The 13303-nt window shown below is 68.0% G+C and carries 12 protein-coding genes; 7 read left to right on the top strand and 5 right to left on the bottom strand.

The annotated features are described in order from the left end of the window. Positions 1-40 precede the first annotated feature (40 nt). Positions 41-217, top strand: a complete 177-nt coding sequence (locus tag DIE02_RS35545) for a hypothetical protein (RefSeq protein ID WP_185702636.1) — start codon at positions 41-43, stop codon at positions 215-217. Positions 218-224: 7 nt separating this feature from the next. On the opposite strand, the gene DIE02_RS17105 is transcribed toward DIE02_RS35545, so the two are convergent. Further along, a complete protein-coding gene (locus tag DIE02_RS17105) occupies positions 225-1127 on the bottom strand; it encodes an NAD(P)-dependent oxidoreductase (RefSeq protein ID WP_124522740.1) in 903 nt (300 codons plus the stop codon). A 61-nt stretch (positions 1128-1188) separates the two neighbouring features. Beyond that, positions 1189-2517 carry an MFS transporter gene (locus DIE02_RS17110; RefSeq protein WP_124522742.1) on the bottom strand — a complete coding sequence of 443 codons (1329 nt, stop codon included), beginning with the start codon at positions 2515-2517 and terminating at the stop codon, positions 1189-1191. A gap of 395 nt (positions 2518-2912) precedes the next feature. Here DIE02_RS17110 and DIE02_RS17120 point away from each other — a divergent pair, with 395 nt between their 5' ends. The 3 genes from DIE02_RS17120 to DIE02_RS17130 all read left to right on the top strand — a co-directional run bounded on the left by DIE02_RS17120 (position 2913) and on the right by DIE02_RS17130 (position 6718). Continuing rightward, on the top strand, positions 2913-3833 hold the full coding sequence (locus tag DIE02_RS17120; protein ID WP_124522744.1) for a LysR family transcriptional regulator: 921 nt from the start codon (positions 2913-2915) through the stop codon (positions 3831-3833). Between the two features lie 329 nt (positions 3834-4162). Further along, a complete protein-coding gene (locus DIE02_RS17125) occupies positions 4163-5266 on the top strand; it encodes a tartrate dehydrogenase (protein WP_044844318.1) in 1104 nt (367 codons plus the stop codon). Between the two features lie 3 nt (positions 5267-5269). Next, positions 5270-6718: an aldehyde dehydrogenase family protein gene (locus DIE02_RS17130; protein WP_124522746.1), complete on the top strand. Its 1449-nt coding sequence runs from the start codon at positions 5270-5272 to the stop codon at positions 6716-6718. 108 nt (positions 6719-6826) lie between these two features. Here the strand turns inward: DIE02_RS17130 and DIE02_RS17135 are convergent, their stop codons facing one another. Both DIE02_RS17135 and DIE02_RS17140 read right to left on the bottom strand, forming a co-directional pair. Further along, on the bottom strand, positions 6827-8599 hold the full coding sequence (locus DIE02_RS17135; protein ID WP_124522748.1) for a histidine kinase: 1773 nt from the start codon (positions 8597-8599) through the stop codon (positions 6827-6829). A gap of 57 nt (positions 8600-8656) precedes the next feature. Continuing rightward, positions 8657-10063, bottom strand: a complete 1407-nt coding sequence (locus DIE02_RS17140; RefSeq protein WP_124522750.1) for an HD domain-containing phosphohydrolase — start codon at positions 10061-10063, stop codon at positions 8657-8659. Here DIE02_RS17140 and DIE02_RS17145 point away from each other — a divergent pair. The 3 genes from DIE02_RS17145 to DIE02_RS17155 all read left to right on the top strand — a co-directional run bounded on the left by DIE02_RS17145 (position 10062) and on the right by DIE02_RS17155 (position 11444). Further along, positions 10062-10307: a hypothetical protein gene (locus DIE02_RS17145; RefSeq protein WP_124487338.1), complete on the top strand. Its 246-nt coding sequence runs from the start codon at positions 10062-10064 to the stop codon at positions 10305-10307. The two genes, DIE02_RS17140 and DIE02_RS17145, sit on opposite strands and share 2 nt — an antisense overlap. Further along, entirely contained in the window at positions 10304-10597 is a 294-nt protein-coding gene (locus DIE02_RS17150) for an antibiotic biosynthesis monooxygenase (protein WP_044844322.1), read from the top strand. The genes DIE02_RS17145 and DIE02_RS17150 overlap by 4 nt, the downstream gene beginning before the upstream one ends. A gap of 112 nt (positions 10598-10709) precedes the next feature. Next, a complete protein-coding gene (locus tag DIE02_RS17155) occupies positions 10710-11444 on the top strand; it encodes an ABC transporter substrate-binding protein (RefSeq protein ID WP_124522752.1) in 735 nt (244 codons plus the stop codon). Positions 11445-11613: 169 nt separating this feature from the next. Here the strand turns inward: DIE02_RS17155 and DIE02_RS17160 are convergent, their stop codons facing one another. Beyond that, positions 11614-13200 carry a hypothetical protein gene (locus DIE02_RS17160; RefSeq protein ID WP_124522754.1) on the bottom strand — a complete coding sequence of 529 codons (1587 nt, stop codon included), beginning with the start codon at positions 13198-13200 and terminating at the stop codon, positions 11614-11616. Between the last annotated feature and the right edge of the window lie 103 nt (positions 13201-13303).

Here is a 13303-nt window from a genome sequence, read left to right on the forward strand (position 1 = left end):
ATTCGACGCGCCCCTCTGCGCGACACGCTTTGGTGCATCGATGCCGATGCCGATGCCGATGCCGATGCCGATGCCGATGCCGATGGGCATCATCGATGCGAACGAGAAGACAAATGCCCTCGCCGATGCCCAGCCAACGTGCGCCACATCACCTGGCCGAACCGCGACGACAACCACGCTCGAGCGCACGCTCCAACCGTTGCATCAACCCGGCTGACGCCCCGCTACCGCGCACCGCCCTCCTCGTGCGCGTCCGTCGCCGCGAGCACGTCGGACAGTTTGAGAACCGGACAATGCGCACCGGCGCTGGCAACGGCGTCCCGGTAGGTGTCCGTGATCGCGCTCGCAATGGCATGTGCCGCGTCGACGCCCTCCGCCATCGCCGAGTAGTAGGACAGATCCTTGAACGCGTTCGCCATATGAAACGGCAGGCTCGACGTGTCGCCGGTCTGCAGGAATGGCAGCAGTCGGTTCAATGCCGCCCCGCCACCGCCGCCGTTTGCGAGCACGTCGGCGAGCACCGCCGTGTCCACGCCCGATCGCTTCGCACAGGCGACGGCCTCCGACAGCAATGCAATGGTCCCGAGCGACACATAGTTGTGCAGCAGCTTCATGCTGTGACCGGCACCGAGATCGCCGACGCGCGTGATGTTTTCCGCGAAACACGCGAGCACCGGACGCACCTCGGCGAACAACTCGGGCGTCGCGCCGACCAGCAGATTGAGCCGCCCCTCGTGCGCTTCTTTCGCGCCCCGCGTCATCGGCGCGTCGACGAGCCTGCCGCCGGCTGCTTCGACGAGCCGCGCCATCCTGACGGTCGAATCCGGCACGGCAGTCGAGCAATCGATGACGATCGCGTTGTCCTTCAACCCGGCCAACACCCCCTGCTCACCGGTGAGGACCGCCTCCACCTCCGGCGAACCCGTCACGCAGAGGATCACGATGTCCGCTTCCAGCGCCAACTCGCGCGCCGTCCTCACGGTCCGTACGCCGCCGCGCAGCAGCTCGTCGAGCGGCTGATTGCCGGGATGCTCGACGACCGTGAGCGGATAACCGTGTTTCAGCACGTTGCGCGCGATGCCGTGCCCCATCAAGCCGACGCCGATCAGGCCAATCTGCTGTTTCATGTGATTTCCGTCAAAAAGGAATGGCACCGCGGCGCAGCGGCCGCGGCAAAATGGACCGCCCTTATCGATCGACCAGGCGTGCCGGCAGGAACATCGTGAGCATCAGGCCGAGCAACAGGCAGCCGACCATCAGGAACAGCGGCGCGGCAAGACCGCCCGACACCTGCTTCAGATAGCCGACCGCATAGGGTCCGAAGAAGCCGCCGAGGTTGCCGAACGAACTGATCACGGCGATGCCCATCGACACCGATGCGGTACCGAGTGCGGTGGTGGGCATGCTCCAGAACAGCGGCGGAAACGAGATGAGTCCGGCGTTCGCGATGCAGAGCGCGAACATGCCGAGCCACAGGTGGTCGCGCCAGATGACCGACAGCGCGAGCCCGGTTGCGCCCATCAGGAGGAGCGCCGCAACGTGCAGGCGCCGGTGGCCGCGACGGTCCGCGCTGCGGCCGAACAGCACCATCACGAGCACGGCCACGGCATTGGGCAGCGCGGCCAGCAGGCCGATGACGAAGTCGCTTCCGATGCCCATCTGCTTGATCATCGTGGGCGCCCAGAACGTGTAACCGTAAATGGCGAAGACATCGAGAAAGTAGATCACGCAGAACGCCCAGACCAGCCAGTTCGAGAAGAGGCCCGTGTGACTCGCCGCCGCGGTCGCCGCACGGTCGTCCGACAGCACGCGTGCCAGGATCGCGCGGTCTGACTGGGAATAGCGGTCGCTGAGCGTCACGTCGTCGTCGAGCCCGTTCCACACGTAAAGGGCGGCCACGAATGCCGGCAGCGACTCGAGAATGAAGATCCACTTCCAGCCCGGAATCTGCAGCGCGCCGTCGAAATACTGAAGAATGAAGCCGGTCAGCGGCGATCCGATCAATCCGGCCAGCGCGAGGGCGGCATAGAACAGCGACAGGATTCGCGCGCGGCGATGGCGCGGGAACGAGCGGGTCATGTAAAGGACGATGGCCGGGATGAAGCCGGCCTCGGCGACGCCGAGCAGGAAACGCATTACATAGAACTGCAGCGGCGTGGCGACGAAAGCGGTCAGCCCCGACACGATGCCCCAGGACACGACGATCCGCGTGATCCAGCGCCGTGGTCCGACCCGCACCAGCAGCATGTTGCCGGGCACCTCGAAGATCACGTAGCCGAGAAAGAAGATCCCGGCACCGAAGCCGAACACGGCGTCGGAGAAACCCAGATGCTGGCTCATCTGCAGTTTCGCGAAGCTCACGTTGACGCGATCGATGTACGAAGTGACATAGGCGAACATCAGGATCGGCAGGATTTGCAGCGCCAGCCGACGAAACAGCCGGTCCTCGTGCGCCGGGCTGTGAACCGATGCCGGTGCAGCGATGCCGCCCGGATTGCAGGTCGCGTCGATTTCCACGTTTGTCTCCGAATGTTCATGGCTGGCCCCGCTCGTCGGCGCTGCATGCTCGCGTCGCGGCGCGTGCGCTCGCTGTTGAAATGGATGGGTGCGAGAGGGGACCGTTCGAATCTACCGGCTGCCGGATTCGGCCGATATGCGAAATCCTTCAAGCGGCACTTCGAATATCTCGAATGCACGCGTCGTCCGGCCCGGGCACGGTGCGATGCACAAGCATCGAAACGCAGCATTCTAGCCGCCGCCGGCGCGCCCGACGTTTTCGTTCCGGCATGACACGCGCATCGCGGTGTGCGGCGCAGCATCGGCTGCCGGTCAGGGTTAGCCCCAAAGCGCCGGATGCCGTGGCGGGCCTGGAGGAGTGACATACTTCCCCCAGCTTCAATGGGAGTCCGCGCTTGTTCGATCTCACGTCACTCGCCCTGTTCGTCCGTGCATCCGAGCTGGGCAGCCTGTCCCGCGCCGCACAGCAGTCTCACATGTCACTGTCCACCGCCAGCCGCCGGATCGCGCTGCTCGAGCATCACTTTCGCGTGGTGCTCCTGAACCGCACGGTGGCCGGCGTGGAGCCGACCCCCGCCGGCGAGGCGCTGTTGCGCCATGCGACCGACCTGTTGCTGCGCACGGATGCGATCTACAGCGAGTTGTCCGACTACACGAAAGGCTCCATCGGCCGGGTCCGGGTCTTTGCGAACATCTCGGCGATCAGCCAGGACCTTCCCGATCAATTGCGCGAATTCTCGCAGCGCTACCGCGACATCAAGCTGCAGATCAGCGAACTGAGAAGCGCCGACATCCTGCAGGCGCTGCGTGAAGGCCGGGCGGACGTCGGGATCGTCACGTCCCGGACCGCGACCGAAGGGATTCACCTCGCGCCCTACTGCATGGACCGGGCGAGCGTGGTCGTGCCCGAAGACTACGGCCTGACCGGCGAATCGATCGACTTCAGCGCGTTGCTCGAGCACGACCTGGTCGCGCTGGACGACCGCTCGGAGCTCACGCGTTCGCTCGTCAGGGAAGCCGCGCTGCTCGGGAAGGCGGTCCGCTTCCGCGTCCAGGTGCAGAGCTTCGAAGCCATGTGCCGGCTGATTGCCGCGGGACAGGGCATCGGCATCCTGCCCGAGCGCGCCGTCGCGCTCTTTCGCGAACCCATGCGCCTGCGCTTCATCCGCCTCAACGATCCGTGGGCGAACCGGGTCATGTCGGTCGGCATCCGCACGGGTGCCGTGCCGCAGCCGACGCGCAAGCTGTTCGAGTTCCTGGCGTCCTTCGCGCCGGCTTCGCTCGTCGCGGGCGATGCCGAGCCGTCGAACGACTGACGCCGCCGCACGCACCGGGTGCGCCCGGTGCACCGGCATCTTGCAGATTTTCGAAGGTCCCGTTCACGAATCCGCACTTCCTTCCTGCGTTTGCGACACGGTAGATTCGGCGGACAGATTCAACCGTCCGCCCGTTACCGCAACGGAAGAGACGCAGGAGACACGCCGGCGCCATTCGCTCCGGTCAGGTGGCGCGTCGCGTACGAAGCATCGCGCCACGCGTGCGGCCGGGTCGCCGCGCCGCGCGTGCTGCCGGGCGCGTACCCGTCCGCCTCCTGCATGCCTCCTTCCCTGCGGCGCGCCATCTTCGTCACGGAGGCTTCCCGCACATGAAGAACCCACATCGCATCGCCGTCATCGCCGGCGACGGCATCGGCAAGGAGGTGATGCCCGAAGGCATGCGCGTGCTGCGCGCGGCCGCGCATCGCTTCGACATTCCGTTGGCATTCGACGAGTTCGGCGACTGGTGCACCGATCACTACGTTCGCCACGGCACGATGATGCCGGCCGACTGGGCGCGGCAGATCGGCACGCACGACGCGATCTTCTTCGGTGCGGTCGGCGCGCCGGATATCGTGCAGGACCACGTCGCCGTGTGGGAATCGCTGATCAGGATCCGGCGCGAGTTCGACCAGTACGTCAACCTGCGCCCGGTCCGCCTGATGCCGGGCGTGCCCGCCCCGCTCGCCGGACGCCACCCCGGCGACATCGACTTCATCGTGGTTCGGGAGAACACCGAAGGCGAGTATTCGTCGGTGGGCGGCCGGATGTTCGCCGGCACCGAGCGCGAGATCGCCGTGCAGGAGTCGGTGTTCTCGCGCGTCGGCGTCGACCGCGTGCTGAAGTTCGCGTTCGAGCTGGCCCGCTCGCGCCCGCGCAAGCAGTTGACGGCCGCGACGAAATCCAACGGCATCTCGATCACCATGCCGTTCTGGGACGAGCGCCTCGCCGAGATGGCCGCGCACTTCCCGGACATCGAAACGCGCAAATATCACATCGACATTCTCTGTGCGCACTTCGTCCAGAACCCGGATCGCTTCGACGTCGTGGTCGCCTCGAACCTGTTCGGCGACATCCTCTCCGACCTGGGGCCCGCCTGCACCGGCACGATCGGCATCGCGCCGTCGGCCAACCTGAATCCGGAGCGCCGGTTTCCGTCGCTGTTCGAGCCGGTGCATGGCTCGGCGCCCGACATCGCCGGCCGCGGCATCGCCAATCCGATCGGGCAAATTTGGTCGGCCGCGCTGCTGCTCCAGCACCTCGGCCGCGGAGACGCGCGCTACGAGGCGGCGGCCGCCGAAATCGTCACCGCGATCGAAGCCGTTCTCGTTTCCGGCCCGCGTACCCCCGACATGGGCGGCACGGCGACCACCGTGGAACTGGGCGCCGCGATAGCCGAAACCATCGCCAATCCCGCATCAATCGAGGAATGAGACATGCAATCCGGACACTACATCGACAACACCCGTGTCGCGCCGAACAGCGGTGCATACCTCGACGTCATCGATCCGAGCACCGCCGAACCGTTCGCGACGATCGCGCGCGGCGACGCGACGGACGTGCAGCAGGCCGTTGCCGCTGCCCGGCGGGCGATGGGCGAGACCCTCGACGGTCCGTGGGCCAGGCTGTCGCCGGTCGAGCGCAGCAACCTGCTGTTCGCGTACGCCGCGGCCGTCCTGAAGCACGGGGACGAACTCGCACAACTCGAGGCACGCGACACCGGCAAGGCGCTCAATACGGCCCGCACCGATGCCGCCGTGCTGGCCCGCTATCTGCAGTACTACGCCGGATGCGTGGACAAGCTGCATGGCGACACCCTGCCGTACACCGCGGGGTTCACGGTATTGACGGTGCGCGAGCCCATCGGCGTGACCGGGCACATCATTCCGTGGAACTACCCGATGCAGATCTACGGCCGCAGCGTCGGCGCGTCGCTCGCTGCCGGCAACGCGTGCGTGGTCAAGCCGGCGGAGGACGCGAGCCTGTCGATCCTCCGCCTGGCGGAGATCGCGGCCGAAGCCGGGCTGCCGGCCGGCACCGTCAACGTCGTCACGGGACTGGGCGCCGAAGCGGGCGCGGCCCTGTCGGCCCATGCCGGCATTCGCCACATCTCGTTTACCGGATCGAGCGGAACCGGCGCGCTGGTCGGCCGCGCCGCCGCCGAACGCCACTGCCCCGCGGTACTCGAGCTGGGCGGCAAGTCGCCTCAACTGCTGTTCGAGGATGCCGATCTCGAGCAGGCGCTGCCCGTGATCGTCAACGCGATCGTGCAGAATGCCGGCCAGACCTGCTCGGCCGGCAGCCGCCTGCTCGTCCAGCGCAGCATCTACGAACGTGTGCTGGATCGTCTCGGCGAGCAGTTTGCGTCGCTGCGTTCGGGGCCGCCGTCGATGAACCTCGAGATGGGGCCGCTCGTCAACGCGAAGCAGCATGCGCGGGTTCGGTCCATCGTCTCGCACGCGGAAGCCGACGGCATTCGCGTGGCGGCGCGCGGCACGATCGCGGCCGGCGCATCGCGTGCCGGCTACTACCAGGAAGCGGTCCTGTTCCGCGACGTCCCGCCCGACAGCCAACTCGCGCAGGAAGAGGTATTCGGCCCCGTGCTCGCGGCCATGCCGTTCGAGGACGAAGCCGAGGCCGTCGCGCTCGCGAACGGCACGCAGTACGGGCTCGTCGCGGGCGTGTGGACCCGGGACGGCGCACGCGGGTTGCGGCTCGCGCGCAAGTTGCAGGCCGGCCAGGTGTTCATCAACAACTATGGCGCCGGCGGCGGGGTGGAACTGCCGTTCGGCGGCGTGAAGGCCAGCGGATACGGTCGCGAGAAGGGTTTTGAAGCGTTGCTCGGCTTCACCGCCCTCAAGACCATCGCGATCAGGCACGATTGACCGCCGCAACGCGCGGCGCGGCGCGGCGCGACGCGGCCGCGATGTTCCGCACCTGCCTGCAAAGGCGGCGGCGCACGCAGTCGCGACGACACCCCCCGCACGTCGTGCTCACACGCGTTGCCCGACTGCCGCCGCCGCGCCCGCGTGGCCCTGCGCGCGCCGGATCGGCAGTCGAACGCGGAACGTCGTGCCGCGCCCCGGCTCGCTCGTCACGTCGATTGTGCCGCGATGACGCTCGACGATCCCGTGCGACACCGACAACCCGAGCCCCGTTCCCTGCCCGACCGGCTTCGTCGTGAAGAACGGATCGAAGATCCGCCGGACGATATCGGGCGTCATGCCGGTTCCGGTATCGCTGATCGCGATCGACACCTGCTCGCCGTCGCTCGACGTGCGGATCGTGATCACGCCGCGCGTCGGCATCGCGTGTGCCGCGTTGACGAGCAGGTTCATGAACACCTGGTTCAGCTGCGACGGAAGACATTCGACCAGCGGCAGGTCGCCGTACTCGCGCACGATGTCGGCCTTGTACTTGAGTTCGTTGTGGACGACGTTGAGCGTGCTCTCGAGGCCCGCGTGGATATCGGCCACGCTCCACTCGCCGCTGCCCGGCCGCGAGAAATCGCGCAAGTCCTGCACGATCCGGCGCACGCGCACCGCGCCGTCGATCGATTCGTCGATCAGCGTCACGATCTCGTCGCGCACGTAGTCGAGATCGGCCGCGCCGCGCAGCGCCGTCAGCGCGTCGCGCGCCGCGGGTTCGAGCTGCGGCAGCACGGCTTCGTGCGCGGCGATCACGTCCAGCAGGCTGCGCACCCACGTCCTCAGCGTATTGAGGTTCGCGCTGATGAAGCCGATCGGATTGTTGATCTCGTGCGCGACGCCGGCCGCGAGCTGGCCGATCGATGCGAGTTTTTCCGATTGAAGCAACTGCACGTGGGTTTCCTCGAGCGCGCGCAGCAGGCGCCGCTGTTCGTCCTTCTCCTGTTCGAGCCGACTCTGCGCCGCGCGGCGCTCGTCGATCTCGCTCGCCATGTTCTCGCGCGTGCGTTGCAGCATCGCCGTCGTCTGCTCGTAGCGCCGCAACGCCGTTTCGAGTTCGGCCGTACGCAATCGCACCAGCCGTTCGAGCGTGTCCGTCATGCCGCGCAGAAAGGTCGTGCGCGCATCGAAGCGGCAGACGAGCAGCGTGACGATCAGCGTCGCCGTCGTGAACAGCGCGATGGTCGTCGCGAGCCACGGCCCGTCGATGCCGTTCGCGGCGCCGCAGCGCGCGTCCGGCGCGAAATGCGCGGCCGCCATCGCCGTGTAGTGCATGCCCGTGATCGCGATGCCCATGATCAGCGCGGCGCCGATGCGTTGCGCGGTCGCATGGCGCGCCTGTTGCGCGCGCAACGTCTGCGCCATCCAGAGCGCGGCGGTCGATGCGATCACGGCCACGCCGATCGATGCCGCGAACAGCGCGGGTTCGTAGCGAATGCCCGGCACCATGCGCATCGCGGCCATGCCCGTGTAATGCATCCCGACGATCCCGGCGCCCATCAGCGCGCCGCCCGCGAGCAGGTGCCGGCGGCTCAGCCGCGCACGCGTGACGACGTTCAGCGCGAAATACGACACGAGCACCGCGATCGCGAGCGACGCGCCGGTATCCGGCAGCGCATAACCGAGCGGAATCGGCAGCGACAGCGCCAGCATCCCGACGAAGTGCATCGACCAGATTCCGGTGCCCATCGCGGCCGCGCCGCCGGCCAGCCACGCGCGCTTGAGCCGCGGGTCGTCGAGCAGCGAAATGAACGCGGCCAGGTCGAGCGCCGTATAGGAGGCCAGTGTCGCGATGACGAGCGACAGCAGGACCAGCAGCAGGTTATAGGTGCCATGCATGATCGGCATCCCGGTCGAAATGAACGCGGTGCTGCGGCGGTGCGGCTCCGTGCAGCGTCACGCGGGCGGCGCGGCGGCGCTCGCCTGCGTCGACGCGGCCGCGCCGGTCTGCACGAGAATGTCGAACGACGTGCCCTCGCGTGCTTCGAAGCGCCGCACGAGCTCGATCTGGTGCGCCGACATCACGCTGCCCTTCGTCATCAGCAGCACGCCGCGATGCGTGCGCAGATCGTCGGCGAGCTGCATCCCTTCGCGCAGTTGTTCGGACCGGATCTCCGCGACGGACGCGGCGATGCGCAGGTTCGCCGGATCCCGCACCAGCTCGATGAAGCGCGCGACGAGCAGCGGGTCGTAACGCACGCCGGCCTGCGAATGCAGCACGTCGATCGCTTGTTCGACCGAATGCGGGGAACCGATCTCGCCGTTGCGCAACCCCTCGAAATCGCGCGCGATCGCGACGATCCGCGAGCCGAGCGGGATCGCGTCGCCCGCCAGCCCGTCGGGCGTGCCGCGGCCGTTGAAGCGCTCGTACTGGTGCAGCACGATCGACGCGACCTTGTGCAGCTGCGCGACCGGCGTGAGCACCATCTGCGCGCGCAGCGGATGCTGCTGGAACAGGCTGTGTTCGTCGGTCGTCATCTTGACGAGCGGCTTGTGCAGCAGCTCGTCGGGCAGCGACAGCTTGCCGATGCCGTGCAGCAGTCCCGCGTAATACACGTCCTGCGCGTGCAGGCTGCTCATCCCGGCCGACAGCGCGAGACGGCGCGCGATCTCACCCACGCGCATCGCATGGCCGCTCGCCGATCCGCAGCGCATCTCGATCATGCTCGCGCACACCTGGACCATCGCGGTGAAACTGCTTTTCAGGTCGTGCTGTGCGGCTTCGAGAAACAGCACCGTTTGGCCGAGTTCCTCGGTGCGCGCGCGCACCTGCGTTTCGAGTTCCGTATTGAAGCGGCGCAGCACTTCGTTCTGCGCTTCGGTCAGTGCTGCCAGTCGCGCTGCTTCGCCGCGCAGGCGCCGCTGCTCGAGCGCCTGCTCGAGAGTCATCAGCAAGTCGTGATCGTCCCACGGCTTGTTCAGGTAGCGATACACGCCGCCTTCGTTGACGGCCGCCACGATCGATGCGATGTCGGAATAACCGGTCAGCAGGATGCGCATCGTGTCCGGATACAGCGCGCGGGCGCGGGCGAGAAACGCCGCGCCGCTCATGGTCGGCATGCGCATGTCGGACACGATCAGGTCGACTTCGGTCGACGCAAGGATCTCGAGCGCGGCTTCGCCGCTTTCGGCGGTCAGGACCTCGTAGTGCGCGGGCCGCAGCACGCGCCGCAGCGCGGACAGCACGCTCGGCTCGTCATCGACCAGCAGGATCGACGGGGCGGCGGCGGGGGTGTCGGATGCGGCGTCGGCGATCGACTCGGGTGGTGTAACGTTCGTTCCGTTTGTCGCGGATGTCGTCATGGCAGGCCTCGGATTGTTTATCTTCACCACCTCTGTGACATCGGCGCGTGCCGCGTATTCCGTATTGGGGAAAACGCTGATTCGTATGAACCGAAGCGGCATGCGACGCACGACCGGCAGCGCGCGAGCCGGTCATCCGGAGCGCGTGATGCCGACTTCCGGTATCGTTGCGGGACGCGTGGATCGCGGCGCCCCGTCGCATCGCGATCCGTTCGCCTCATTCACCCCACAGGAGCATTCATGATTCTGGAAATGGCATCGCTCGAAATCGATCCGTCGCAGGCCGAGCCGTTCGAGGCGGCGGTTCGCCAGGCCCTCCCGCTGTTCGCCCGCGCGCGCGGCTGCGGCGGCGCCGAGCTGCATCGCGTGATCGAGCGCAGCGGCGGCTACCTGCTCGTCGTCAAGTGGGACAGTGTCGACGACCACATGGTGCATTTCCGGCAATCGGACGACTTCCAGGCGTGGCGGCAGCTGGCGGGCCCGTTCTTCAAGAGCCCGCCGCAAGTCGTGCATACGGAAGTTGCGGTGAAGTAAGCGCGGTGAAGCAACCGCCGCAACGAGCCAACCGATCCATCGCGGATGACGCTGCGTTGGCGCCCTGACCGTCCGCCGCGCCAGCGCACCCGCCTTCCCAACGAGCCCTTTCATGACCGTCGACCCTTCCGTCCTCTCCGCGTTCACGCCGACCGGCAAGCTGCGCGCGTCGATCAATCTCGGCAACCCGATCCTCGCGAACCGCAACCCGGCGACGGGCGAGCCGTTCGGCGTGTCGATCGACCTCGCGCGCGCGTTCGCCGAGCGGCTGTCGGCCGAGCTCGAACTCGTCGTGTTCGATACGGCCGCCAAGTCGGTGCAGGCGCTGACCGAGGAGCGCGCCGATTTCGGCTTCTTCGCGGTCGATCCGCTGCGCGGCGAAACGGTCGCGTTCACCGAGCCCTATGTGCTGATCGAAGGCTTCTATCTCGTGCGCGACGCTTCGCCGATTCGCGGCAACGCAGACGTCGACCAGCCGCACAACCGCGTGGCGGTCGGCAAGGGCAGCGCGTACGACCTGTTCCTTACGCGTGAGCTGAAGGCCGCGCAGATCGTGCGTGCGCCGACGTCGCAGGCCGTCGTGCCGACCTTTGTCGAGCAGCAGCTCGAAGTCGCGGCCGGCGTGAAGCAGCAGCTCGAGGCCGATGCCGCGAAGACGCCGGGCCTGCGCCTGCTCGGCGAGCGTTTCATGGTGATCCGCCAGGCGATGGGCGTGCCGAAGAGCCGCGGCGAAGCGGCCGCGACGGTGCTCGGCGCATTCGTCGAGGCAATGAAGGCGTCGGGCTTCGTCGCGGAGTCACTGCGGCGGCATGGCATCGTCGGGGCGTCGGTCGCACCGCTGGCCTGATTCGCACACCCGTCAAGTGTTTCCGACGACGCCGTCGTGCCAGGTCGGCGCGGGCCGTCGACAACCCGGCGCCACCTGGCGCTCGACACTTCGCTCGCGTGGCTGAACGTCGTCATCGGCGGAATTCGGCGCGGCACGGTGTTTTGCGAACGACTGCCGGTGCGCACGTTCATGATGCGGCGCGATGTCCCGCTGCTGTTGCGCCGGCGGGCGATCGAGGTGCTGCCGTCGCGGGGTGCGCGGGCGACGGGGACGCCGCGGCGCCCGGCCCGGCAGGCGGCTGCGGCGCGGAAGCGGAAGCAGGCGCCGGATTCGGCGGCGACGAGGCGGGTTGGCTCGTGTGGGCACTCCCTGCCGAGCCTGACGCCGCTGATCCAGAAGCTGCTGGTCCTGAGCCCGCTGATCCCGACGCCGCCGACCCCGAACCTGCTGACCCCGAACCCACTGCCCCTGAACCCACTGCCCCTGAACCCACCGCTCCCGAACCCGCTGCCCCCGAACCCGCCCCGCCCGAACCCACCGGACCAACAGCCGGCGGCGCACGCAGCCCGCTGTCCAGCGCGGTCCTACGAGCGGCCATGTCGGCCTGTTCGGCACTACGCTGGGCGGCGCGATCGGCGGACAGGCGCGCCGCTTCGGCCTCCGGATTGATCGTGTTGACGCGGATGCGTTCGACGTCGCCCACGCCCGCCAGCCGGTTCAACGGCACGTAATCCGTACGAAACACCAGTTCGACGCCGCTGCTCAGGTTGAGATCGGCGTGCGAACTCTCGGTTGTCTGGGTCCGGTCGGTCGACACGTAGCCGATCGTGCTCTGCACATTGGCCTCCGCACCCCAGGGCCCGAAGCGCGCGCCCCCGCTCACGCCCACCGTGTTGCGCGTGTCGAACTGCGAACCGCGGTCGTTGGCGGCGACGCTGCTCGCGTCGATATGGAAATTCATCGCGGCGTTGAGCCGCCCGCTCTCGATGACGATGCGCTGCAAACCCATCTGCACCATCGTCGCGAGCAACTGCTGGCGGTTGCGGGCCAGCACCTGCTGGGCGAGCGGCACCAGGCGCTCGGGATCGGCGGCCGTCACCGCGTCGGCCGGCCCCAATCCCAGCGCGGTGCGCAGCGCCGCTTCCGCCGGCGGGGTCGCGCCCGCGCGCAACGCCAGCCGGGTCGACGCATCGCGCTCGGCCTGCAGTTCCTGCTGGCGCTGGCGGCGCTCGTCCGGCGGCAGGCCCGCCAGTTCGTCGGCGTCGTCGGCTGCCTCGTCGTCGCCGGTGACCTCGTAGGCGGTGGGGAAATGCTCGGCCAGCCACTGCCGCGCGCCGGCGATGCCGACGTTGCTGTCCGCGAAGCCTTCGGTGGTCTGCGCGACATTGCGGATCAGGTCGACGAACGCGGTCAGCTGCTGCTGGTTCGAATCGTTCATCGCCTTGAAGACGCCCGTGATCAGCTCGGTCACGAAGCGCGGGAACGACACCGCGTTGAGCACGGCCCGGGTGGTGCCGGCCATCCGGTCGATGGCGGTGCCCGAATACGCCGAGCCCGCGTCCTGCGCGACGGCCAGTGCGGTGCCGGGACGCGCCGCGAGCTCGTCATGATCGACCGCGAGCGAGCCGATCCGTGCCAGTCCGGACGCGAGATCGCGGCGCATGGCCGGATCGAGTGCGCCGAAGCCCTGCTGCGCCGACAGCAGTTCGCGGAGACGGTGGCGAACGTCGGGCCGCGGCACCGGCGAACGCGCAAGGTGGGCGGTTGCCGTCATCTCGGCGGCTCCGCCGCGCATCGCGCATTCCGCGTCCCGCAACACATGCAGCACGGCCGGACGGGCGACGGCACGTCCGCCGCCGTCGGCACCCGGGTTCTGC

The sequence above is a fragment of the Burkholderia sp. Bp8991 genome, from assembly GCF_003853795.1.
GTDB lineage: Bacteria > Pseudomonadota > Gammaproteobacteria > Burkholderiales > Burkholderiaceae > Burkholderia.